Below are 22,949 nucleotides of genomic sequence, written 5' to 3'. Positions count from 1 at the left end.
CGCTCAGTCCTCCTGCCGTGTCTGCTTGAGGTCCTGCACATAGGTGTCGAGCCGGTCGAAGCTCTCGTTCCAGAACCGCTCGAACCCGCCGACCCACTCGTGGATCGGCCGCAGCCCGCGGGCGTCCAGGCCGTAGAGGCGCTGCTTGCCCGCCTCGCGGACCCGTACCAGTCCCACTTCCCGGAGCACCCGCAGGTGCTTGGACGCCCCCGGCTGGCTCATCCCCAGCTCCTGGGCCACATCGGTCACCGGCCGCTCACCCGCCCGCAGCAGCATCAGGATGTCCCGCCGCTGCGGCTCCGCTATCGCGTTGAACGCGTCCGAGGTCGTCGCTGCTCGTGCCATGGCAGCCATCGTATTCCCATATCGGAATACATCAAGGGGAACGCGGTCCGGAACGCACGTCCCAGGTCATGGCCGCTGGAACACCAGCGCCGCCGCGCACGCGGCCAGGGCCACCGTGCACAGCGCGGTCGCCGTCGCGTGCCGGGGCGTGAGCGCGGGCGGACCCGCGGGGCCGGCGGCCGCCAGGGCGCGGATACGGCGATGGGCGAGGACGAGGAACGCCAGCCAGAGGAGGCAGCAGAACGCGAACGCCACGATCCCGGCCGCCGCGTGCCGGTCGCGCAGGGCCGCCCGCGCGGCGAGCACGGCGGCGACGGTGCAGGAGAGGGTCGTACGGCGCCAGGCCAGCCGGGTGCGCTCCGGCTGGAGGCCCGGGTCGCGCTCCTCCCCCGGGGGCGCGGTCATCCCGCCCAGCCGACGAGGACGACGACGACCATCGCGACCGCGACGACCGCGACCACGATGCTCAGCAGCGCCGGGAAGCGTGACACCGGCAGGTCCTCGCCGCGCCGCATCGCCCGCTCGCAGCGCACCCAGTGGTTCACGGCGCGCAGCGCGCAGAGCACGCCCGACCCCAGCAGCGCCAGGGCGAGGCCCGCCCGCCAGGCCCAGCGCAGGTCGGGCAGGAACTGGTCCACGGCGAAGCCGCCGCCGATGAGCGCGAGCGCGGTGCGCAGCCAGGCGAGGAAGGTCCGCTCGTTGGCCAGGGAGAACCGGTAGTCCGGGGTGCTGCCCTCGTGCCGGATCTCCTGCGGCGCGAACCACATCCGGACGTTGCGCACGAGTTCGATCACGCCCAGGACCCTACCGGGGAGCCCGGCGCGGAGCCCCTCCGGCGCCGTCCGGCAGGCCCGGAGCGGGGCGCCCCGGGCCTGCCCGGCCGGGTTCGGCCGGACGGATCAGTCCATCGCCCGGTAGTCGGTGAGCCGCTCGTGGGCGGCCAGTCCGTCCGGCACCCAGGTCCATTCGTCGAGGCGGGACTCCACCTCGTCGTCGGTGAGGAAGTCGTGCCAGGCGACCTCCTCGGCCTGCGGGTTCACCGGGAGCTCGCAGCGGACCTCGTAGACGGCCGACCACCAGCTCGCGCCGGCCCCGTCGTCGTACAGGAACTTGAAGAGGGGAGTCGGGCGGGGGAGCCCGGAGACGCCGAGTTCCTCCTCGGCCTCGCGCAGCGCCGCGTCGTCGTAGGACTCGCCCGCGCCGACGACCCCGCCGACGAACATGTCGTAGAACGAGGGGAACACCAGCTTGGTGGGGGTGCGGCGGTGGACGAAGACCCGGCCCCGGGCGTCCCGGGCCTCGATGAACACGCACCGGTGGCGCAGCCCGCGCGCGTACGCCTCCCCGCGCGGGGACTGCCCGATGATCTCGTCGTTCTCGTCCACGATGTCGAGGATCTCGTCAGCGGCACTCATGGGATCCATCCAAGCAGCTGCCGGTCGCCCGCAGGCGGCGCTGACGCCCGTCCGGGCGAACGGAGGGGCGCCGTGCCGGGTGCGAGGGGGAGTCACCGGCCGGGCGGCCGGGCGGCAAGGAGTGCCGGGGGCCCTTCAGTGCACGGGGCCGTTCAGTGCGGCTGGAGGTCCCGGGAGCGCTCCGGCTCCGTCGTGCCCGAGGGCATCGCCGGGTGCATGCCCAGCAGGATGATCCCGGTGACGATGCCCGCGAGCCCCGCGGCCTGCCAGGCGAGGGCGCCGGCGTCGGTGCGCAGCTGGTCCCCGAGGAATCCCACCCCGCAGACGATCCCGGCGAGCGGCTGGGCGGCGGTGAGCGCGGGCAGCGACATCCGCAGCGGCGCGGTCTCGAAGGCGCTCTGGACGAGGATCAGCCCGCTCACGCCGAGGACGAGCACCGCGTACGGCTGCCAGCCGGTCAGCAGCTCGCCCGGACCGCCCGCGCTGAACCGCTGGCCGCTGACCCGGGTGAGGGCGTCCTGGAGGCCGTAGAGCAGCCCCGCGGCGGTGGCGAGGAGGACGGGGCCGGCGCTGAGCCGGGACCGTTTCGCGAAGGTGGTGAGCAGCAGCGCGAGACCGACCACGATCCCGATGATCAGCCAGTGCCGCAGCGGGTCGTCGATGGCCTCGCCGCCCTGTGGCTGCCCGGCCACGATGAACGCCGAGACTCCGCCCGCGAGCAGCAGGAGCCCGGCCCAGCCCTGCCGGCCGAGCGGCTGTTTGGTCTGATGCCGGGACAGAGCGAGCGCGAAGAGCAGGTTGGTCGCCAGGAGCGGCTCGACCAGCGACACCTCGCCGTTGCCGAGCGCGATCGCCCCGAGGACCATGCCGCACACCATGAGCCCGATACCGCCCAGCCAGCGCGGGACGCGGATCAGGTCGATCAGGATGCGGGGCGAGAGGAAGTCGCTCAGCGGGGCGTGCGAGGCGGCGTTCTGCTGGAGCACGAAGCCGAAGCCGAGACAGCAGGCGGCGCTCACCGAGAGGACCAGAACCAGTACCGACACGCTGGGTACCTCGATGCGTCAGGAGTCGGGGCGGGCCAGTGGTGCGTATGCCGCCGACTGTAGTGCCAAGGGCCGGGGCCCCGCCCCGGGAGTAACCGGAACCAGGCGGTTGACTCGGTCACCTTTCTTGCCGAGTATTCGGACCGATCAGTAACAAGTGCTGGTCGGCCGCACGGTCGGCCACCACCGTCACCACCAATGTCTCACCAACCAGCGACGCCACCGATCGGTTCGTGACAAACGTCATCAGGTCGTCCCAGTGACGCCGGCCCGGTCAGACCCGTCGGAACGCGAGAGGACGGGCCCATGGCCTACGACGCAGATGTGATCGTCATCGGAGCCGGGCTCGCGGGCCTCGCGGCGACCGCGGAGCTCGTCGACGCCGGCCGCAGGGTGATCCTCCTCGACCAGGAGCCCGAGCAGTCGATCGGCGGCCAGGCGCACTGGTCCTTCGGCGGGCTCTTCTTCGTCGACTCGCCCGAACAGCGCCGCATGCGGATCAAGGACACGCACGAGCTCGCCCTCCAGGACTGGATGGGCACGGCCGGATTCGACCGGCCCGAGGACCACTGGCCGCGCCGCTGGGCCGAGGCGTACGTCGACTTCGCGGCTGGCGAGAAGCGGTCCTGGCTGCACGGGCAGGGCGTGCGTTTCTTCCCGGTGGTGGGCTGGGCCGAGCGCGGCGGCTACGACGCCAACGGGCACGGCAACTCGGTGCCGCGCTTCCACATCACCTGGGGGACAGGTCCCGGCCTCGTCGCCCCGTTCGAGCGCCGGGTGAGGGAAGGCGTGGCCCGCGGGCTGGTCGAGCTGCGGTTCCGGCACCGGGTCACCGGCCTGTCCCGCAGCGCGGGCTCCGTCGACACCGTCACCGGCGAGGTCCTGGAGCCGTCCGGCATCGAGCGCGGCCAGGCCAGCAGCCGGACGGTCACCGGCTCCTTCGAGCTGCGGGCCCAGGCCGTGATCGTGACCTCCGGCGGCATCGGCGGCAATCACGACCTCGTACGCGCCAACTGGCCCGAGCGGCTCGGCACCCCGCCCGAGCGGATGATCTCCGGCGTCCCCGCGCACGTCGACGGCGCCATGCTCGGGATCGCCGAGGGGGCCGGCGCCCGCCTGATCAACCGCGACCGCATGTGGCACTACACCGAGGGCATCCAGAACTGGAACCCCATCTGGGACAAGCACGGCATCCGCATCCTTCCGGGCCCCTCCTCCCTCTGGCTGGACGCGCGCGGCAACCGGCTGCCGGTCCCGCTGTTCCCGGGCTTCGACACGCTCGGAACCCTCGAACACATCATGAGGACCGGGTACGACTACACCTGGTTCGTGCTGGACCAGAAGATCATCGGCAAGGAGTTCGCGCTCTCCGGCTCCGAGCAGAACCCCGACCTGACCGGCAAGTCCGTCCGGGGCGTCATCGGCCGGGCCCGTGCGGACGTGCCGGGACCGGTCAAGGCGTTCATGGACAACGGCGCCGACTTCGTCGTCGAGAAGGACCTCGGCGCCCTGGTGCGTGGGATGAACGCGCTCACCGAGAAGCCGCTCATCGACGAGGCGGCCCTGCGCCGCGAGATCGTCGCGCGGGACCGGGAGATCGCCAACCCGTTCACCAAGGACCTCCAGGTCATGTCGATCCGCGGGGCCCGCAACTACCTCGGCGACAAGCTGATCCGCACCGCGCCCCTGCACCGCATCCTCGATCCCGCGGCCGGACCGCTGATCGCGGTGCGCCTGAACATCCTGACCCGCAAGACCCTCGGCGGTCTGGAGACCGACCTCTCCTCGCGGGTGCTGACCGAGGGCGGCGACCCGCTTGAGGGTGTCTACGCCGCCGGTGAGGCCGCCGGATTCGGCGGCGGCGGTGTCCATGGATACCGGTCGCTGGAGGGCACCTTCCTCGGCGGCTGCCTCTTCTCCGGCCGCACGGCGGGCCGTGCCGCGGCCGAGGCGCTCGGCTGATCGCGGCCGACGTCCAAGTGCGCCGAAGCGGGCCGCCGTTGTCATCAGGACATCGGCGGCCCGCCGCCGCTCGGGGCCGATGAGAGGTCCCAAGTCGGGTGGAAAAGGGGTCTGTTCAGGACTTTGTGGGACGCCACGAAGGTAACTGCCCTGTACACGGGAGCAGTTGACACGTGTAGCGACTTGGCCGGAGCTTGACTTGAATGCCTGGCTCCGGGTTTGCTGTGTGTGATCACCCTTTGACGAACCGCGCCTGTGAGGTTGAGCAGCGGTGTCACCACCCCCACCTCCCCTGGGTCGCGGCCGCAAGCGGACGTCCCAGGCCTTCGACGCCGCCCTCGACGACGCCGGACTCGTTGCCGCACGTACCTCGCTGAACCAGGGGCGGTGGACCGAGGTCCGCGACCTGCTCGCCGCGACCGGTGACGACTGGGACCTCCGCGGGCACCGCGTCACCGTCCTCGCGCAGGAGCCCGCCACACACGCCTGGGTCCGCGACTGGCAGCTCGCCGAACCGGAGTCCGCCGATGCCGCCGTGCTGCTCGGCTGCGCCGCCGTGCAGCGCGCCCTGCACGGCAAGGAGCGCCCGGACAGTGCCCGCGAGGCCTGCCGGCGCGCGGCCGATCTCGTCCCCGACGACCCCACCCCCTGGCTCGGGCTGCTCCTCCTGGAACGCTCGCTCGGGGCCGAGGACGACGTGGTCCGCCTCTTCGACGAGGTGCGCCACCGGCACGCCGTCCATCACCACGCGCACCATCTGATGGTCGCCCGGCTCGCCGAGCGCCGCGCCGGGGCGGGCCAGGACCCCCTGCACGAGGTGTACGACTTCGCCAACTGGTCGGCCGAGCAGGCGCCCGACGACTCGCCGCTCGCGATCCTTCCGGTCGTCGCGCACGCCGAGCGTTACCGCGTGCTCGCCGGCGCCGGGAGCGAGGGCCCCGACCCGGTCACCTCCGGACACTGGGCCGGGCGCCGCGCCCGCCAGGTGATGAAGGCGGCCTTCGACTGGTGGCTGGAGTGGCAGCAGGGCGAACATCCGCGCCGGCTCGTCGACCTCAACTACCTCGCCCACGCCAAGATCTGCGAAGGCCGGGACGGCGAGGCCGCCGCCCTGTTCCTGCGCATCGCGGAGCACCCGACCGCGGCTCCGTGGTCGTACCCGGACCGCGACGGGTACCAAGCCTTCCGTGCCGCGCGCGACCGCGTGCTCGGCACGGTGTGAACGACCCCCGAAGACCGACATCCGAAAGGACGACCCCGCGATGACGACGGGCAGTTCGAGCACATCGAGTACGTCGAGCACGGGAAGACCGGACGCCGACGGCGCCGGCATCAGCACGTTCAAGGGGCAGGACCGGGCCCTGCGCGCCGGCCGTCTCGGCACGGCGGGACTGCTCCTGTCCGTCCTCGCGGCGACCGCCCCGCTCATGGTGGTTGCGGGTGTCATGCCCACCACATTCGCGGTGATGGGGATCGTCGGACAGCCGCTGCTCTTCGTCATCCTCGGCATCGTCCTCGTGCTCTTCAGCGTCGGGTACGCCGAGATGAGCCGGCACGTCCACAACGCGGGCGCCTTCTACGCGTACATCTCGCGCGGACTCGGCGGCACCCCGGGCGCGGGCGCGGCCGCTGTCGCCCTCGTCGCCTACAGCGCGCTCCAGGTCGGCATCTACGGCCTGTTCGGCTTCGAGGTCTCCGGGCTGTTCGCCACCTACCTCGACACCCAGCTCGTCTGGTGGATACCGGCGCTGGCCGCCGTGCTCGTCGTCGGCGCGCTGGCCTGGCTCAAGATCGACGTCAACGCCTGGGTGCTCGGCGTGCTGCTGGTCATCGAGGTGACGCTCGTCGTCGTCTTCGACATCGCGGCCGTCGGCGACCCCGCCAAGGCCGGACTGTCGCTGCACGCCTTCAACCCGGACACCCTCACCGGAGCGGGCGTCGGCACCGCGCTGTGCTTCTGCATCGCGGCCTTCACCGGCTTCGAACAGGCCCCCGTCTACGCCGAGGAGACCAGCCGCCCGCACATCCTCGTGCCGCGCGTGATGTTCCTGGCGATCGGCTTCGTCGCCGTCTTCTTCGCCATCAGCTCCTGGGCGCTCACCGTCGCCACCGGCCCCTCGGCGATCGTGGGGACGTCCCAGAAGCAGAGCGCGGGACTGCTGTTCTTCCTCACCGAGTCACGCCTCGGCTCCACCTTCACCGACGTCCTGCACGTGCTGTTCGTGACCGGCATGTTCGCCGCGCTGCTCAGCTTCCACAACGTCGTCGCGCGGTACGCCTTCGCCATGGGCCGCGAGGGCCTGCTGCCCAGCGCCTTCGGCCGCACCTCCGAGTCCAGCGGAGCCCCCGGCACCGGCTCGCTCCTGCACACCGTGGTGTCCTTGATCGTGGTCGGCGGCTTCGCCCTGTCCGACGACAAGCCCGCCGGCGACCCGACCGCGCCGGTGCTCCGCCTGTTCACCTGGGGCGGCAACGTCGGAGCGCTCGGCGTCACCTTGCTGATGGCGGCCGCCTCGCTCTCGGTCATCGTCTTCTTCGTCCGCCGCGGCGCCGCCCGCGCCCAGTCCTGGCGCCTGGTCACCTCCGGGATCGCGGGCCTCGCCCTGCTCGTCATCGCGGTCTACACGGTCAAGGACTTCGACGTGCTCGTCGGCTCGGGTCCCGACTCGGCCCTGAACGTGCTGCTGCCCGCCGTCATCGGGGTCGCGCTGGTCGTCGGTCTCGTCCAGGGTCTGGTGCTGCGCTCCCGCAAGCCCGAGGCGCACGCCCGGATCGGCCTCGGGAACGAGGCCTTCCAGTTGGACAAGGCGGCCGAGTCCGCCTCCTGACGCGGCCCCGCCGTCCACTTCGGGACCCACGATCCCCGACCGTGGGTAAGAAGAGATGACGGAACGCTGACGAGCACCCGCCGCCGCTGGCTTTTTGGGGGTCGCGGGTGCTCGAATCAAGGGGTGAACACTGAAAGGCCCGGGGAACCGGACCCGGAGCGAGAGCGGCCCCGGGAACCGGAGGACGAGGAACGCCAGGAGCACGAGGAACGCCTGGGACGCCACGAGCGCGAGGAACGCCCGGAGCACCGGGAGCCGGAGGAACGCCCGGAGCACCGGGACCCGGAGGACCGGGACCCCGGCGACGCGGAGCACGAGGCGTCCGGGGAGCACGGCAGGCCCATCGGCCGCCGGGTCCTGCTCGGCACGCTCGGACTCGGCGCCCTCGGCGTCCTGGCCGCGCCCTCGCTCCAGCGCGCGACGGACGCCTTCCTGGCCGGCGCCTCCCAGCGCGACCCCACGGGCCTGACGGGCCTCCTGCCCAACGGCGGCGGGTTCCGCTACTACTCGGTGGCCGCCTCCGTACCCCACAAGAACGAGACGGACTACCGCCTCACGATCGACGGCCTGGTCGACCGGCCCACCAGCTACACCCTCGCGGATCTGCGCGCCCTGCCCCAGACCCGTCTCGTGCACGACGTCCAGTGCGTCACCGGCTGGCGGGTGCCGAGCACCCCCTTCGAGGGCGTACGCCTGTCGCATCTGCTCGACGCCGCAGGGGTGCGCCCCTCGGCCGGGGCCGTCCGCTTCACCTGCTTCGACGGGACGTACACGGAGAGCCTCAGCCTGCGCCAGGCCCATCGCCCGGACGTCCTGGTGGCCCTGCGCATGCAGGACAAGCCCGTCGGCCACAACCACGGCGGCCCGGTCCGGCTCTACGTGGCCCCGATGTACTTCTACAAGTCCGCCAAGTGGCTCTCGGGCATCACGGTCACCAAGGACGTCCGTCCCGGGTACTGGGAGAATCGTGGGTACGACGTCGACGCCTGGGTCGGCCGCTCGAACGGACGCGACGATGAACCCACGAGCTGACGGGACGCCGACCGTGTCCGCGCCTTCCTCCGACGTACGGCGCTTCACCCGGGCCGAGCACTGGGTGCACCGGGTCACCGCCGTGCTGATGGGCCTGTGCGTGGCCACCGCGGCCTGCCTCTACATCCCCCAGTTCGCCGAACTCGTGGGCCGTCGCGAACTCGTCGTCCGGGTCCACGAGTTGGCCGGTGTGGCGCTCCCGCTGCCGGTCCTGGCGGGCCTCGCCTCCCGCGCGTTCCGCCGTGACCTCGGTTTCCTGAACCGCTTCGGCCCGCACGACCGGGTGTGGCTGAAGGCGGCGCTGCGCCGCGACAAGGATCCGCGGTCCCGCCCGGCGGGCAAGTTCAACGCCGGACAGAAGGTCTACGCGGCCTGGATCTCCGGGGCCACGCTGGTGATGCTGGGCACGGGCCTGCTGATGTGGTTCACCCACCTCACCCCGCTGATGTGGCGCACCTCGGCGACGTTCGTCCACGACTGGCTGGCCCTCACCGTCGGGATCGTCCTCGGGGGCCACATCGGTATGGCGCTGGCCGATCCGGAGGCCAGGCGGGGTCTGCGCACGGGATCGGTGAGCCGCCGGTGGGCGGATCGCGAACATCCGCTGTGGCGGCCCTGACCGCGTGCCGACGACGGCGAACGGGCCGTGGGAAGAACCGGTCCAGGTTCTTCCCACGGCCCGTTCGCCGTGCTTCCGGCCGGGTCGGGACCGGCCGTTCGCCGTCCTTCCGCCCGGATCGGGACCGGCCGGAAGGACCGTGGCCCTAGAGGACGAGGGACAGCAACAGGACCAGTCCTCCGGCCACCACCGAGATGATCGTCTCCATGACGGACCAGGTCTTCACCGTCTGGCCGACGTCCAGGCCGAAGTACTCCTTCACCAGCCAGAAGCCGGCGTCGTTGACATGGCTGAAGAAGAGCGAGCCCGCGCCGATCGCGAGGACCAGCAGGGACGTGTGGGTGGTCGACATGTCGGCCGCGAGGGGCGCGACCAGACCGGCCGCCGAGATGGTGGCGACGGTCGCCGAACCGGTCGCGAGCCGGATCGCCACCGCGATCAGCCAGGCCAGCAGCAGCGCGGGGATCGACCAGTCCTTGGAGATCTCCAGGATCATCCGGCCCACACCGGAGTCGATCAGCGTCTGCTTGAAGCCGCCGCCCGCGCCGACGATGAGCAGGATGCCGGCGATGGGCGCGAGGGACTTCTCGACGGTCGTCGAGATGCGGTCCCGGGTGAAGCCCGCCGCCCGGCCCAGCGTGAACATGCCCACGATCACGGCCGCGAGCAGCGCGATCAGCGGCGCCCCGACGACGTCGAAGACGCGCTGGGTCATGTTCGCCGGGTCGTCGACGATGATGTCCACCAGGGCCTTGGCCAGCATCAGCACGACCGGCAGCAGCATGGTCGCGAGGGTCGCGCCGAAGCTCGGGCGCTTCTCCAGATCCTCCGAGGCGCGCGCCGGGACCATGCGGTCGGGCGCCTGGACGTCCACCCAGCGGGCCGCGTACCGCGAGAACACCGGACCGGCGACGATCACGGTCGGGATCGCGACCAGGACGCCGAGGGCGAGCGTGATGCCGAGGTTCGCCTTCACCGCGTCGATCGCGACCAGCGGACCGGGGTGCGGCGGAATCAGACCGTGCATCACCGACAGCCCGGCGAGGGCCGGGATGCCGATCCGCATCAGTGAGTAGTTGCCGCGCTTGGCGACCATCAGGACCACCGGGATCAGCAGCACGATGCCGACCTCGAAGAACAGCGGCAGTCCGATCACCGAGGCGATCAGCACCATCGCCCAGGGCATCGCGCGACCGCCCGCCCTGGCGAGGATCGTGTCGACGATCTGGTCGGCGCCGCCCGAGTCGGCGAGCAGTTTGCCGAGGATCGCGCCGAGGGCGATCAGGACACCCACACCGGCCACGGTCGTGCCGAGTCCGGTGGTGAAGCTGACGATGACCTTGTCGAGCGGGGCGCCGGCGAACGCGCCGAGCGCCAGCGAGCCGATGGTCAGGGCGAGAAAGGCGTGCAGCTTGAACTTCGTGATGAGCAGGACGATGACGGCGATACCCGCCAGCACGGCTATGCCCAGTTGAGCGTGGCCCGCCGAGGTGATCGGTTCGACGGCGTCCGCTGCCAGCATCTCGACACTGAGTCTGGTCACGGTTGTCCCTTGCTTGAGAAACGGTCGTGGGGAAGGTGGTACGCGCTGTCGCACGGAGGACAGCGTTGTCACGGGTACGAGTACGGGGTGGGGCGCTGGGGCCCGGGGCGCTCGTGGAGCCGGGGCGTTACGGGCGGGGAGCCTCGAGGGCGCCGAGTGCCGTCACGGCCCGCTCGGCGATCTCTGCCGGCTCGCCGGACACGTCCACGTCGACCCCGGCCTCGTCCGCCGCCAGCGGCTGGAGCGTGGCGAACTGCGAGTCCAGGAGCGCGGTGGGCATGAAGTGCCCCTTGCGGTGCGACATCCGGTCCTCGATGAGCTCGCGGTCACCGGTCAGATGCACGAAGACGACCCCGGGCGCGGCCGCGCGCAGCCGGTCCCGGTAGACGCGCTTGAGCGCCGAGCTGCTGACCACACCGCCGAGCCCGGCCCGGCCGTGCGCCCAGTGCCCGATGGCGTCCAGCCACGGCCACCTGTCCTCGTCGGTCAGCGGCGTCCCGGCCGACATCTTGGCGATGTTGGCCTGCGGGTGGAAGTCGTCGCCCTCGGCGTACGGAACGCCGAGCCGGGCCGCGAGCAGCGGGCCGATGGTGGTCTTCCCGGTGCCTGCGACGCCCATGACCACGACGACATGGGGGGTGGGACTGTGCTGCATCACGCTCTCGCTGTCTTCGTCGACATCTGATGTCGACGCCACTGAAACGCATTAGGTACGACAAATTCAAGAGTATGTGATGTATAAGTCTGACTTTTTAATCGTGACGTCCGCCTCGTACCCTGACCCCATGACCACACGGGACCGGGGGCTGCACGGACACGTACTGGAGTCCCTCGGGCCGGCCATCACGGCGGGCGACTACCCGCCGGGCAGCGTGCTGCGCACCGACGAACTCGCCCAGCGCTTCGAGGTGTCCCGCTCCGTGATGCGCGAGGCGGTCCGGGTGCTCGAATCCATGTACCTGGTCGAGTCCCGCCGCCGTGTGGGCGTGACGGTCCGCCCCAAGTCCGAGTGGAACGTCTACGACCCCCAGGTCATCCGCTGGCGCCTGGCCGGCGCCGACCGCCCCCACCAGCTGCGTTCCCTCACCGTCCTGCGCTCGGCGATCGAACCCGTCGCCGCGGGACTGGCCGCCCGGCACGCCAGCGCGGAGCAGTGCGCCGAGCTCACCGAGTGCGCGCTCGGCATGGTCGCCACCTCGCGCGGGCACCAGCTGGAGGGCTATCTGGTCCACGACGTGGCCTTCCACCGGGTGATCCTCAGGGCGTCGGGCAACGAGATGTTCGCCCGGCTCGGGGACGTCGTCGCCGAGGTCCTGTCCGGCCGCACCCATCACGACGTCATGTTCGCGGACCCCGACCCGGCCGCCGTCACCCTGCACGTCCAGCTCGCCGAGGCCGTCCGCGAGGGCGACGCCCCGCGCGCCGAGCAGCTCACCCGGGAGATCACGGCCGGCGCGCTCCAGGAACTGGACGTCCTCGCCCCCTGAAGTCCGGCGCACGTCCGGTGCTCAGTCCAGGAACTCCCCGTCCACGTACACCCACGCCCCGTCGACCCGCTCGAACCGGCTCCGCTCGTGCAGCGAACCGCCCCGGTAGGAGGCCCGGAACGTCACGGTCCCCGTGGTGTGGAACGCCGAGCCCTGCGCCGTGTCCAGGATCTCCAGACCGGTCCACCGCATGCCCGGGTCGAACTCCACCCGGGCAGGACGGGTCCGCGGATGCCAGGTACGCAGCAGATACCCCTCGTCCTCCTGAACGAAGGCGCAGTAACGCGACCGCATGAGCGCCTCGGCACTCGGCGCCGCGGCCTCACCGCGATGGAAGCGCCCGCAGCAGCGCGCGTACGGCCCGGTGAGCCCGCAAGGACAGGAACGGCTGGTCATCGCGTCATTCTCCCCGGACCCGCGCCGGGTCAGCGCCCGGCGCCGGATAGGTGGGCGGATAGGCGGGCCGGGCCGGCAACTGACGTGCGGCCCCGGGCAGTTGCGCGGCGGCCTCCGGCAGGGGCGGCAGCGCCGTCTCGTACAGCCACGCCGTGAACAGCTCGTCCAGCGGCTCGGCCGCGTAGCGCGAGACATGCGCGGTGAAGACCGACGTGGTGACCGTGCCGCCCCGGTGCAGCGTCGCCCAGCCACGCAGCATGCGGAAGAAGGCCTCGTCGCCCATCGCGCAGCGGATCGCGTGCACCACGAGTCCGCCGCGCTGATAGAGCCGGTCGTCGAACATCAGCTTGCGGCCCGGGTCCGACAGCAGCAGATCCTGCGGCAGCGCGGCCAGCTTGCGGTGCGCGGCGGCGGCGAGCTGACGCGCCGGGCGGCCGCCGGAGCGCTCCGACCACAGCCACTCGGCGTACTTCGCGAGCCCCTCGTTCAGCCAGATGTGCCGCCAGTCCGCGATGGTCACACTGTTGCCGAACCACTGGTGGGCCAGCTCGTGCGCGATCAGCCGCTCCGAACCCCGCGCCCCGTCCACATGATTGGCGCCGAACAGCGAAAGGCCCTGTGCCTCGACCGGGACGTCCAGCTCCTCCTCGGTCACCACGACCGCGTACTCGCCGAACGGATACGGCCCGAACAGGTTCTGGAACAGCTCCATCATCGCGGGCTGCCGCGCGAAGTCCCGCGAGAACTCCGGGAGCAGCTGCGCGGGCAGATACCCCGACTGCGGTACGCCCCCGAGACCCGGGTCGCCGAGCAGCACCGTCTGGTACTTGCCGATCGACAGGCCCACCAGATAGCTGGAGGTGGGCGCGGGCTGCTCGTACACCCAGGTCGTCGTCGACGCCTTCGTCGTCCGCGTCAGCAGACGCCCTCCGGCCACCACCGCGTAGGCGGAGGGCGTGGTGACCGAGATCTGGTACGCGGCCTTGTCGGCCGGACGGTCGTTGCACGGGTACCAGGACGGCGAACCGACCGGCTGGCTCGCCACCAGCGCCCCGTCCTCCAGCTCCTCCCAGCCGAGCCCGCCCCAGGGGCTGCTCACCGGCTTGGGGTTGCCCGACCAGTGCACCTCGACGGTGAACGCGGCACCGGCCCGCAGCGGCTTCGGCGGACGGATCCGCAGCCGGCCGCCCCGGTGCGTGTAGTGCGGTGCCTTGCCGTCGACACGGACACGGCCGATCCGGAAGTCGGCCAGGTTCAGCTGGAACTCGGTCAGCGCGGAACGGCCCGCTATGGCGTTGATCCGCGCGGTGCCGGACAGCCGGTTCGGGCCGGGGCGGTAGTCCAGCGCGAGCTCGTACCGGTGCACCCGGTAACGGGGATCTCCGTTGGCCGGGAAATAGGGGTCCGGTCCCGCTGTCTGCTGAACGCTCACTGCTGCGACTGCTCCCTGCCCTGTGCTCGACGTGCCGCTGTACCGCCCTTCCTGTCCGATCAGGTCGATTCCGCTACGAACGCCAGGCCTCGATCGGGTTGCCCAGCCAGCGGGTGTCGTCGGGAACGGACTCCGCCGCCATCACCAGCGACGCGGGACCCAGGGTGGAACGGGCCCCGACGGTGCTGCCGGGCAGGACGATTCCGCCCGGACCCAGAGTGGCACCCTCACGGAGGACCACAGTATCCGTCCGCAAGATCCGGTCGTGGAAGAGGTGGGTCTGGAGCACACAGCCCCGGTTCACCGTGACCGCGTCGCCCAGCGTCACCAGGTCCGTCTCGGGCAGCCAGTAACTCTCGACCCACGTGCCCCGGCCGATCCTGGCGCCGAGCCCCCGCAGCCACGCCGTCATCAGCGGCGTACCGGGCACGGATCCCGCCAGCCACGGCACGGCGACGACCTCCACGAAGGTGTCGGCCAGCTCGTTGCGCCACACGAAGCCGCTCCACAGCGGATGCTCACCGGAGCGATGCCGACCCACCAGCAGCCACTTCGCCACGACGGAGAGCAGGCACGCCAGCACGCCCGCGGCGAACAGCACCCCGCCCGAGAACACCCACGCCCACGGACCCAGCGCGCACAGCGCGGCCACCGTCAGCACGGCCAGTGCCGCCGAACAGAACACCGGCACCAGCCGGCACAGCTCCACCAGACCACGCGCCCACAGCAGCCGGGCCGGCGGCTCGTACGTGCGGCTCTGGTCGCCGCCCTGCGCCGCACGCGGCAGCTTCATCGGCGGCAGCCCCAGATACGAGCTGCCCTTCTTCGCCTTCTTCGGCGTCGCCGACAGCACCCCGACCAGACCCCCCTCCGGCACACTGCGGCCCGGAGCGGTCATCCCGGAATTGCCGAGGAACGCCCGCCGCCCGATCTCGGCCCTCCCGATGCGCATGTAGCCGCCACCGAGCTCGTACGGAGCCGTCAGGGTGTCGTCCGCGAGGAACGCGCCGTCGCCCACCGTCGTCAGACTCGGCAGCGCCAGCACGGTCGACACCTCCGCGCCCCGGCCGATCCGCATGCCGAGCAGCCGCAGCCACACCGGCGTGATCAGACCGGCGTACAGCGGGAACAGCGTCTCCCGCGAGCGGTCCATCAGCTGGGTGACCGTCCAGGCCTGCCAGCCGATCCTGCTGTGCGTGGGATGCGTGCCCTCGTGCAGCCCGAGACTCAGCAGCCGTACGGCCACCAGGAGCAGCAGCGCGTACGCAAGGCCGAAGGCGAGCGTCGCCGGAACCAGGGCGAGCACCGCACCGCGAAGGGCCGCGCCCGCACCGGCGTCCGCGCTCACGAAGACCCGGGCCACGAGCAGCGCCGCGAGCGAGGCCAGCACCGGCAGCGAGCTCAGCCCGAACCCGGTCGCGCCGTACATCGCCCGCCAGTACGTGCCGCGCTGCGGCCGGTCCTTGGGCCACGCGCGCTTGGCCTTGCCGAGCTTGACCGCGGGCGCACCGGCCCACCGCTGCCCGGTCGGGATCTGGCCCGTCACGGCCGAACCCGGCGCCACCTCGGCACGCTTGCCCACCCGGGACCCCGGGAAGAGGATGCTGCGCGTTCCGACCACCGCGCCGGCGCCCACCTTGACCGCGCCGATCTCCAGCCGGTCGCCGTCCAGCCAGTACCCCGACAGGTCCACCTCCGACTCGACGGCGGCACCCCGGCCCATCTTGAGCATGCCGGTCACCGGCGGCAGCGAGTGCAGATCCACGTCCTGACCGATCCGGGCGCCCAGCGCACGGGCGTACCGCTCCAGCCAGGACCCGGTCAGCGAGGTCGCGCCGCTGAACGCGGCGAGCCGCTCGGCCGTCCACAGCCGCAGATGGACGCTCCCGCCCCGCGGATACCGGCCGGCCCTCACCCCGCGCAGCAGCAGCCGCGCACCGCCCGCGGCGACGGCGAGCCGCCCCGGCGGGCTGTACAGGACCAGAGCGCCGGCGCCCACCAGCCACCACGAGGCGCCAGGCGCCCACGGGTACGGGCCGAACCGGTGCAGTACGTTGCCGAGCGCGGTCAGTGCCACCGTCCAGCGCAGCCCGAGCAGGGCGAACAGCGGAACCAGGACCAGCAGCTGGACCAGCTTGGCGCGCACCGGGACCGGCGCGATCACCCGCTCCGCCCCGTCGTCCTGGGCGGATCTCTCCAGGTGCCGGGCCAGCTTGCGCAGCACGGGCTGCTGGTAGATGTCGAGCACGGCGGCGCTGGGATAGCGGGCGCGCAGCCGCGTGGTGAGCTGGGCGGCCGCAAGACTGGAGCCGCCGATCGCGAAGAAGTCGTCGCCCGCGCCCCCCACCGGGATGCCGAGGACCTCGCTCCACTGCTCGGCGAGCCAGGCCTCGGTGCCGTACAGCTCCTCCTTGGCACCGCCGGTCTCCAGCCCCTCCAGCGGCCAGGGCAGAGCGTTCCGGTCGACCTTGCCCGACGTCCGCGTCGGCAGGTCACCGACCGGCGCGATCAGCGGAACGAGCGCGGCGGGCAGTTCCGCGCGCAGCTTCTCGACGGCGGTCGCCTGGTCCCAGCCGTCCTGGGTGACGACATAGCCGACCAGCAGCTGATTGCCGCCGCGCGCGGTCCGTACGGCGGCCGCCGCGCCCGCGACACCGGGCAGCGCCTGGAGTGCCGCGTCCACCTCGCCGAGTTCGATCCGGCGTCCGCCGAGCTTGATCTGCTCGTCGGCCCGCCCGAGGAAGATGAGCCCCTCGGGTTCCGCCCTGACCAGGTCGCCGCTGCGGTACGCGCGCTCCCAGCCCAGGGACGGGAGCGGCGCGTACTTCTCCGCGTCCTTCTCGGCGTCGAGATAGCGGGCGAGTCCGACCCCGCCGATCACCAGCTGGCCGCTGCCGCCCATGGGCACCGGCTCGCCCGCCTCGTCGACGACCGCGAGCTCCCAGCCGTTCAGCGGCAGCCCGATCCGGATGGGCTCCTCGCCGGTCAGCAGCGACGCACAGGCCACCACGGTCGCCTCGGTCGGGCCGTAGGTGTTCCACACCTCGCGGCCCTCGGTCACCAGGCGCTGGGTCAGCTCGGGCGGGCAGGCCTCGCCGCCGAAGATCAGCAGCCGGACCTCGTTCAGGGTCTCGGGCTCCCACAGCGCGGCCAGCGTGGGCACGGTGGAGACCACGGTGATCTCCTGCTCGACCAGCCAGGGGCCGAGGTCGGCGCCGCTGCGCACCTGGGAGCGCGGTACGGGCACCAGACAGGCCCCGTACCGCCAGGCGAGCCACATCTCCTCGCAGGAGGCGTCGAAGGCGACGGACAGGCCCGCCATGACCCGGTCGCCGGGGCCGATGGGCTCCTCGGTCAGGAAGAGGCTCGCCTCCGCGTCCACGAAGGCGGCGGCGCTGCGGTGGCTCACGGCCACGCCCTTGGGCTTTCCGGTGGAACCCGACGTGAAGATGATCCAGGCGTCGTGTTCGACGCCCGGCCGCCCGGCCGGGACCTCGGAGCGGCCGGTGACGGTCAGTTCGTGTCCCGCGCCGACGACCGCGCGGACCCCGGCCTCGGAGAAGACCAGCTCGGCCCGCTCGTCGGGGTCCTCGGCGTCCACCGGGACATAGGCGGCCCCCGCCGCGAGGACGCCGAGGATCGCCGTGTACAGCTCGTTCGTGCCGGACGGGACCCGTACGCCGACCCGGTCGCCGAGCCCTACCCCCGCCGCGGCGAGCCGCGTCCGCACCGCTTCCACCTCGGCGGCCAGGGCCCGGTAGGTCAGGGCGCGCCGGCCGTCGTCGAGGGCGGGCTCGTCGGGGTACGCCCGGACGGAGGCGTCGAGGATGTCGACGAGCGTGCGCGGCGAGGCGGCCGGAGCGGCGGAGAAACGCGCCTGGTCACCGAACTCCGCACGCACCTCGTCGTCGGACAGCGCGAGTGCGGGGCCTTGCTGGAGGGCTGCCATCGGGTCCTCACGTGTTGTTCCCGGATGCTCCGGGGAGCCGGTGGGCCCGCAGGTACGCCTGGGGATATTCCGGTCCAGCTCCGAACAAGCCTGCAATTTTAGTACGACGCTAGCTTCGGACCTGCGGATCAGCGATGCGAGACGGTCCCGAGGGGGTCCCGCGCCCCCTTCCTCCAGCGCTGTGACGTGCGAATACGTCAGCGTGACGAGATCTGCCCCACATCTTTGCGTGACGTCGTGAACACAGTGAGCGAGGGCCCCGGTCCGGTGACCGGGGCCCTCGCCCGCTGTGCGGGTGACGCGGGGCGGCGCTGTTCCTCGGTGGGGTTCCGCCGGGTCAGCCCGTGGCGCAGGAGACCGTCGGCCACGTCCAGGTGCCGTTGGTCTGAATGGTGACGCCGAAGGTGTTGCCGCTGCCGTTGGGTTTGGCGGTCAGGACCTGGGCGCTGGGGTAGCTCGCGCTGATGTTCCAGGTCGAGAGGATCTTCTCGGGAGCGGGGACGTTCATGGTCACGGTCCAGTTGTCCGAGCCGGTGACCGCGACGTTGAGGTTGTACCGGTCGCTCCACTGCTGGCCGGCCGAGAGCGTCGCGGTGCACCCGCCACCGCCGCCACCGCCGCCGCCGCCCGTGCCGCCACCGTCGGGCGCCACGGCACGACCGGTCCCCGGGGAGATCATCCCGGCGCACAGGCCGCGCGAGGCCAGTCCCTGTGCGATGCGCGGGATCGCGGCGATCGTGTTGGCGGGCCAGTCGTGCATGAGGATGACCTGACCGCTGGTGAGCCGGCCGGCCGCCTGCACGATCGCGTCGGTGCTCGCGCCGTTCCAGTCCTGCGAGTCGACGTCCCAGATGATCTCGGTCAGGCCGTACCGGGCCTCGACGGCCTTGACCGTCGCGTTGGTCTCTCCGTACGGCGGGCGGAACAGCTTCGGGGTGCCGCCGCCGGCGCCCGCGATGGCCTGCTGGGTCCGGGAGATCTCCGAGTCGATCTGGGCCTGGCTCTCCTGGGTGAGATGCGGATGGGTGTAGCTGTGGTTGCCCACCCACATGCCGGCGTCGACCTGGGCCCGTACCTGCGACGGGTTGGACGCCGCGTACTGGCCCTCGTTGAACATGGTGGCCCGCAGCCCGTTCTGCCTGAGGGCGTTGAGCAGGCTCGACGTGGTGCTGGACGGCCCGTCGTCGAAGGTGAGTCCGACGTACCCGTTGCAGGTGGCGGCGCTCGCCGGTCCGGTGCCGAGGGCGAGGGTGCCGGCGGCGGCCGTCGCCACGACGGCCAGTCCCGTGACGAGCGTGCGTAACGGGCCGAGTCGTCCGAATCTGGTGCGGAATCTCATGCGAAGTGCTCCTTCGGCCTGGTGGGGGCGGGGGTCAACTCGCGGTGCAGGAGACCGTGGGCCAGGTCCAGTTGCCGTTCGCCTGGACGGTGACGCCGAAGGTGTTGCCGCTGCCGTTGGGTTTCGCGGTCAGGACCTGGGCGCTGGGGTAGCTCGCGCTGATGTTCCAGGTGGAGAGGACCTTCGCCGGGGACGGCACGTTCATCGTCACGGTCCAGTTGCTGGAACCGGTGACGGCCACGTTGAGGTTGTACCGGTCGCTCCACTGCTGGCCGGCCGACAGGGTCGCGGCGCATCCGCCGGAGCCGCCGCCCGTGCCGCCGCCGGACCCGCCGCCCGATCCGGCGTCGCCGATGGTGATGTTGGAGTTCCCGCTGCTCTGGTAACCCTCGGTGGCGAGGATCATGTAGTAGTTGAAGCTGCCCAGGTTCATTCCGGCGCGGGCCCAGGCGTCGAAGTGGTTGCCGGTCGTGATGGTCCCGCCGGTCCGCTTCGACTGGCGGACGCTCCAGTACTGGTCGAAGGTGCGGGTGCCCTCGACGGAGGGGGCGTTGGTCCGCGTCGTCTTGTAGATGTCGTAGGTGCCGCCGTCGCTGGTGACGGTGCCCATGAACGTCCCCGTGGGCCGGTAGGTGCCCCAGTTGTCGACGATGTAGTACTCGACGAGCGGGTTGGAGGTCCACCCGTAGAGGGACAGGTAGGCGTTGCCCGAGGGGTTGAAGCTGCCCGAGTAGGTGACACTCCGTCGTCCGCCGTTGCTCCAGCCCTTGCCGGCGACGAAGTTCCCGGTGTTGCTCCATGAGGTGCCGTAGGTGCCGCCGGAGCCCAGGTTCATGGACACCGTGCCGCTGCTGTCGGTCCAGAACGAGTAGTAGTACCCGTTGTTGGTGCCGGTCTGGTTCGAGGTGATGACCGAGTCGGCCTGGGCAGTGCCGGGCAGGGTCATCGCGGCCACGGCGACCAGCAGCATGGTGCAGAGCCCGCTGATGAGCAGCCTGAGGTGACGGAACGTCCCCGGGCGACCGCTGCGGCGGCCCGGCGGATGTGCGGATGCGTCGGTCATGTGTGTGTTTCCTCCTCGTTCTCGTGAGGTGACGCGCTGCGAATCGCCCACAGTGTTGAACTGGCCCTGTCAAGTGTCAATGGTTTCGGCACGATGCCCGAAACATTCGTCGCGGTCGACGGGCTTGCGAGAGGGTGTCGTGCCTGTTCAGCCGGGTCGAATGCCTGGCTCGGCGCAAGCTGGTCACCGACGGCTCGCTTGTCAAGATCAATACAGGTGCGCCGATTCTCGAAACTTTCGAAGACTTCCCGAATTGTTCGGCGAGGGTCGAGGTCGGGCTCGGTCGGCGGAGCGCGACCCGGAAACGCAAAAGACCCCACCGGAGTGGGGTCCTGCTGGTGTCCGAGGGGGGACTTGAACCCCCACGCCCGATAAAGGGCACTAGCACCTCAAGCTAGCGCGTCTGCCATTCCGCCACCCGGACAAGGTGTCTGTCGCGCGGGGTTTCCCTCGCGGCGACAGGTGGAACATTACCAGGCTTTCCGGGGTCCCCGATCACCCCCCGTCGCGGCGTGAACGGCACGTGACGGGACGGGCCCGCCCTTGGGTCCGAGGGCGGGTCGGGGAGAGGATGAGGGGGACCACCAGCGGCGACAGCGGGAGGAAGCAGCGTGAGCGAGAGCGGCACGACCAGGAACGTCACGGGCGAGGACGAGGTCGTGGACCTCTGTCGTGAGCTGATCCGGATCGACACCAGCAACTACGGGGACCACTCGGGCCCCGGTGAGCGCAAGGCCGCGGAGTACGTCGCGGAGAAGCTCGCCGAGGTCGGCCTGGAGCCGCAGATCTTCGAGTCGCACCAGGGGCGTGCCTCCACGGTGGCCCGCATCGAGGGCGAGGACCCCTCGCGGCCCGCGCTGCTCATCCACGGCCACACCGATGTCGTACCGGCCAACGCGGCGGACTGGACCCACGACCCCTTCTCGGGCGAGATCGCCGACGGGATGGTCTGGGGCCGCGGCGCCGTCGACATGAAGGACATGGACGCCATGACGCTGGCGGTCGTACGGGAGCGGATGCGCAGCGGCCGCAAGCCGCCGCGTGACATCGTCCTCGCCTTCCTCGCGGACGAGGAGGCGGGCGGCACGTTCGGCGCCCGGCACCTGGTCGACAAGCACCCGGGCCTGTTCGACGGTGTCACCGAGGCGATCGGCGAGGTCGGCGGGTTCTCCTTCACGGTCAACGAGAAGCTGCGGCTGTATCTCGTGGAGACCGCGCAGAAGGGCATGCACTGGATGAAGCTGACCGTGGACGGCACCGCCGGGCACGGTTCGATGATCCACAAGGACAACGCGATCACCGAGCTCTCCGAGGCCGTCGGACGGCTCGGCCGGCACAAGTTCCCGGTGCGGGTGACGAAGACCCTGCGCCACTTCCTCGACGAGCTCGGCGACGCGCTGGGCACGGAGCTCGACCCCGAGAACATGGACGAGACGCTCGCCAGGCTCGGCGGCATCGCCAAGCTCATCGGCGCCTCCCTCCAGAACACGGCCAACCCGACCCAGCTGGGCGCCGGTTACAAGGTCAACGTCATTCCCGGTCAGGCCACGGCGCACGTCGACGGACGCTATCTGCCGGGCTACGAGGAGGAGTTCCTCGCCGACCTCGACCGGATCCTCGGCCCCCGGGTCAAGCGCGAGGACGTGCACGCGGACAAGGCGCTGGAGACCGGTTTCGACGGCGCCCTCGTCGACGCCATGCAGACCGCGCTCTCGGCCGAGGACCCGATCGCCCGTGCCGTGCCGTACATGCTCTCGGCCGGCACCGACGCCAAGTCCTTCGCCGATCTCGGCATCCGCTGCTTCGGCTTCGCCCCGCTCAAGCTGCCCCCGGAGCTGGACTTCGCGGGGATGTTCCATGGTGTCGACGAGCGGGTGCCGGTGGACGCGCTCCAGTTCGGCGTCCGCGTGCTCGACCGGTTCATCGACGCGTCCTGAGGTGCCACCGGCGGCACGCACCGGCCCCGCACCGGCGGGCCGGGCTGCCGTGCCGCCGGGCAGGTGCGGCGTGTTGACGGCCTGGTGCGGCGTGTTGACGCCGTCATTCGCCCGCGCGTGCGGAGATCGCCCGGGACGGGTGAATGCGACCATAAGCCCATAGCTCTACTACTCCCTCCTCGTTACAGGTGTTGCGATCCGCTGCTTTGGACCGCATTTGCCTACCAGGAGGAATAATGATCAAGAAGATCGTCGCCGCCGCTGTCGCCACGAGTGGTCTCGTTCTCGCGGGTGCGGGTCTGGCCGTCGCCGACTCCGGTGCGCAGGGTGCCGCTGTGGGTTCCCCGGGCGTCGCCTCCGGCAACGTCGTCCAGGTTCCCGTCCACGTTCCCGTGAACGTCTGCGGCAACACGATCTCCGTGATCGGGCTGCTGAACCCCGCCTTCGGCAACACCTGCTTCAACCACTGACGTTGCGGCTCCTCGTGAAGGTCTGAGCCCGTCCGCCCCGGAGCGCGCGCCATGCGCTCCGGGGCCGACCGGCTTCCCCGCGCACG

Annotated in this window: 20 protein-coding genes and 1 tRNA gene; 8 read left to right on the top strand and 13 right to left on the bottom strand. The window is 71.3% G+C overall.

Annotation, left to right across the window (positions count from 1 at the left end; all coding sequences use genetic code 11):
- Positions 1-3: 3 nt before the first annotated feature.
- The 5 genes from WJM95_RS05785 to WJM95_RS05765 all read right to left on the bottom strand — a co-directional run bounded on the left by WJM95_RS05785 (position 4) and on the right by WJM95_RS05765 (position 2,806).
- Positions 4-345 carry a metalloregulator ArsR/SmtB family transcription factor gene (locus tag WJM95_RS05785; protein ID WP_339128383.1) on the bottom strand — a complete coding sequence of 114 codons (342 nt, stop codon included), beginning with the start codon at positions 343-345 and terminating at the stop codon, positions 4-6.
- A 66-nt stretch (positions 346-411) separates the two neighbouring features.
- Positions 412-750 (bottom strand): DUF202 domain-containing protein, encoded by a 339-nt coding sequence (locus WJM95_RS05780; protein ID WP_339128382.1) that lies wholly within the window; start codon positions 748-750, stop codon positions 412-414.
- Positions 747-1,139 carry a DUF202 domain-containing protein gene (locus WJM95_RS05775; RefSeq protein ID WP_339128381.1) on the bottom strand — a complete coding sequence of 131 codons (393 nt, stop codon included), beginning with the start codon at positions 1,137-1,139 and terminating at the stop codon, positions 747-749. The genes WJM95_RS05780 and WJM95_RS05775 overlap by 4 nt, the downstream gene beginning before the upstream one ends.
- Positions 1,140-1,244: 105 nt before the next feature.
- Positions 1,245-1,760 (bottom strand): NUDIX domain-containing protein, encoded by a 516-nt coding sequence (locus tag WJM95_RS05770; protein WP_339128380.1) that lies wholly within the window; start codon positions 1,758-1,760, stop codon positions 1,245-1,247.
- A 152-nt stretch (positions 1,761-1,912) separates the two neighbouring features.
- Complete coding sequence (locus WJM95_RS05765) at positions 1,913-2,806, bottom strand: DMT family transporter (RefSeq protein ID WP_339128379.1); 894 nt, start codon at positions 2,804-2,806, stop codon at positions 1,913-1,915.
- A 306-nt stretch (positions 2,807-3,112) separates the two neighbouring features.
- On the opposite strand from WJM95_RS05765, the gene WJM95_RS05760 reads away from it, so the two are divergent.
- The 5 genes from WJM95_RS05760 to WJM95_RS05740 all read left to right on the top strand — a co-directional run bounded on the left by WJM95_RS05760 (position 3,113) and on the right by WJM95_RS05740 (position 9,247).
- On the top strand, positions 3,113-4,768 hold the full coding sequence (locus WJM95_RS05760) for an FAD-binding dehydrogenase (RefSeq protein ID WP_339128378.1): 1,656 nt from the start codon (positions 3,113-3,115) through the stop codon (positions 4,766-4,768).
- Positions 4,769-5,039: 271 nt separating this feature from the next.
- Positions 5,040-5,990: a hypothetical protein gene (locus tag WJM95_RS05755; protein WP_339128377.1), complete on the top strand. Its 951-nt coding sequence runs from the start codon at positions 5,040-5,042 to the stop codon at positions 5,988-5,990.
- Positions 5,991-6,030: 40 nt separating this feature from the next.
- Positions 6,031-7,596, top strand: a complete 1,566-nt coding sequence (locus WJM95_RS05750) for an APC family permease (RefSeq protein WP_339128375.1) — start codon at positions 6,031-6,033, stop codon at positions 7,594-7,596.
- 342 nt (positions 7,597-7,938) lie between these two features.
- Entirely contained in the window at positions 7,939-8,628 is a 690-nt protein-coding gene (locus WJM95_RS05745) for a molybdopterin-dependent oxidoreductase (RefSeq protein WP_339135374.1), read from the top strand.
- The gene (locus WJM95_RS05740) at positions 8,612-9,247 is read left to right on the top strand and encodes a cytochrome b/b6 domain-containing protein (RefSeq protein ID WP_339128374.1); all 636 of its coding nucleotides are present in this window, start codon (positions 8,612-8,614) and stop codon (positions 9,245-9,247) included. Before WJM95_RS05745 ends, WJM95_RS05740 begins: the two co-directional genes overlap by 17 nt.
- A 145-nt stretch (positions 9,248-9,392) precedes the next feature.
- Here WJM95_RS05740 and WJM95_RS05735 read toward each other — a convergent pair whose 3' ends face one another.
- Positions 9,393-10,790 (bottom strand): gluconate:H+ symporter, encoded by a 1,398-nt coding sequence (locus WJM95_RS05735; protein ID WP_339128372.1) that lies wholly within the window; start codon positions 10,788-10,790, stop codon positions 9,393-9,395.
- Positions 10,791-10,917: 127 nt separating this feature from the next.
- A complete protein-coding gene (locus tag WJM95_RS05730) occupies positions 10,918-11,445 on the bottom strand; it encodes a gluconokinase (RefSeq protein WP_339128370.1) in 528 nt (175 codons plus the stop codon).
- A 130-nt stretch (positions 11,446-11,575) separates the two neighbouring features.
- Here WJM95_RS05730 and WJM95_RS05725 point away from each other — a divergent pair, with 130 nt between their 5' ends.
- Positions 11,576-12,277, top strand: coding sequence for a FadR/GntR family transcriptional regulator (locus tag WJM95_RS05725; protein WP_339128369.1), 702 nt, complete (start codon positions 11,576-11,578; stop codon positions 12,275-12,277).
- A 21-nt stretch (positions 12,278-12,298) separates the two neighbouring features.
- Here WJM95_RS05725 and WJM95_RS05720 read toward each other — a convergent pair whose 3' ends face one another.
- The 6 genes from WJM95_RS05720 to WJM95_RS05695 form a co-directional block, all read right to left on the bottom strand.
- Positions 12,299-12,673, bottom strand: coding sequence for a YchJ family metal-binding protein (locus WJM95_RS05720; protein WP_339128368.1), 375 nt, complete (start codon positions 12,671-12,673; stop codon positions 12,299-12,301).
- Between the two features lie 4 nt (positions 12,674-12,677).
- Entirely contained in the window at positions 12,678-14,105 is a 1,428-nt protein-coding gene (locus WJM95_RS05715; RefSeq protein WP_339128367.1) for a M1 family metallopeptidase, read from the bottom strand.
- 73 nt (positions 14,106-14,178) lie between these two features.
- Entirely contained in the window at positions 14,179-18,054 is a 3,876-nt protein-coding gene (locus tag WJM95_RS05710) for a Pls/PosA family non-ribosomal peptide synthetase (RefSeq protein WP_339128366.1), read from the bottom strand.
- A gap of 337 nt (positions 18,055-18,391) precedes the next feature.
- Positions 18,392-19,393: a polysaccharide deacetylase family protein gene (locus WJM95_RS05705; protein WP_339128364.1), complete on the bottom strand. Its 1,002-nt coding sequence runs from the start codon at positions 19,391-19,393 to the stop codon at positions 18,392-18,394.
- A gap of 34 nt (positions 19,394-19,427) precedes the next feature.
- Complete coding sequence (locus WJM95_RS05700; protein ID WP_339135372.1) at positions 19,428-20,363, bottom strand: glycoside hydrolase family 11 protein; 936 nt, start codon at positions 20,361-20,363, stop codon at positions 19,428-19,430.
- A 429-nt stretch (positions 20,364-20,792) separates the two neighbouring features.
- A tRNA-Leu gene (locus WJM95_RS05695) sits at positions 20,793-20,880 on the bottom strand.
- A gap of 187 nt (positions 20,881-21,067) precedes the next feature.
- Here WJM95_RS05695 and WJM95_RS05690 point away from each other — a divergent pair.
- Positions 21,068-22,393: a M20/M25/M40 family metallo-hydrolase gene (locus WJM95_RS05690; RefSeq protein ID WP_339128362.1), complete on the top strand. Its 1,326-nt coding sequence runs from the start codon at positions 21,068-21,070 to the stop codon at positions 22,391-22,393.
- 236 nt (positions 22,394-22,629) lie between these two features.
- On the top strand, positions 22,630-22,863 hold the full coding sequence (gene chpH / locus WJM95_RS05685) for a chaplin ChpH (RefSeq protein WP_339128361.1): 234 nt from the start codon (positions 22,630-22,632) through the stop codon (positions 22,861-22,863).
- Positions 22,864-22,949 lie beyond the last annotated feature (86 nt).

The organism is Streptomyces sp. f51, from assembly GCF_037940415.1.
Taxonomy (GTDB): Bacteria; Actinomycetota; Actinomycetes; order Streptomycetales; family Streptomycetaceae; genus Streptomyces.
The sequence above is the reverse complement of the archived record's forward strand: the minus strand, read 5'-3'. Positions and strand labels throughout refer to the sequence as shown.

Excerpts from the sequence above, each read along its gene's own strand:
- WJM95_RS05785 (WP_339128383.1), bottom strand. The coding sequence starts at position 345 with ATGGCACGAGCAGCGACGACCTCGGACGCGTTCAACGCGATAGCGGAG.
- WJM95_RS05780 (WP_339128382.1), bottom strand. The coding sequence starts at position 750 with ATGACCGCGCCCCCGGGGGAGGAGCGCGACCCGGGCCTCCAGCCGGAG.
- WJM95_RS05770 (WP_339128380.1), bottom strand. The coding sequence starts at position 1,760 with ATGAGTGCCGCTGACGAGATCCTCGACATCGTGGACGAGAACGACGAG.
- WJM95_RS05760 (WP_339128378.1), top strand. The coding sequence starts at position 3,113 with ATGGCCTACGACGCAGATGTGATCGTCATCGGAGCCGGGCTCGCGGGC.
- WJM95_RS05750 (WP_339128375.1), top strand. The coding sequence starts at position 6,031 with ATGACGACGGGCAGTTCGAGCACATCGAGTACGTCGAGCACGGGAAGA.
- WJM95_RS05740 (WP_339128374.1), top strand. The coding sequence starts at position 8,612 with ATGAACCCACGAGCTGACGGGACGCCGACCGTGTCCGCGCCTTCCTCC.
- WJM95_RS05730 (WP_339128370.1), bottom strand. The coding sequence starts at position 11,445 with ATGCAGCACAGTCCCACCCCCCATGTCGTCGTGGTCATGGGCGTCGCA.
- WJM95_RS05725 (WP_339128369.1), top strand. The coding sequence starts at position 11,576 with ATGACCACACGGGACCGGGGGCTGCACGGACACGTACTGGAGTCCCTC.
- WJM95_RS05720 (WP_339128368.1), bottom strand. The coding sequence starts at position 12,673 with ATGACCAGCCGTTCCTGTCCTTGCGGGCTCACCGGGCCGTACGCGCGC.
- WJM95_RS05710 (WP_339128366.1), bottom strand. The coding sequence starts at position 18,054 with ATGGCAGCCCTCCAGCAAGGCCCCGCACTCGCGCTGTCCGACGACGAG.
- WJM95_RS05705 (WP_339128364.1), bottom strand. The coding sequence starts at position 19,393 with ATGAGATTCCGCACCAGATTCGGACGACTCGGCCCGTTACGCACGCTC.
- WJM95_RS05700 (WP_339135372.1), bottom strand. The coding sequence starts at position 20,363 with ATGCTGCTGGTCGCCGTGGCCGCGATGACCCTGCCCGGCACTGCCCAG.
- chpH (WP_339128361.1), top strand. The coding sequence starts at position 22,630 with ATGATCAAGAAGATCGTCGCCGCCGCTGTCGCCACGAGTGGTCTCGTT.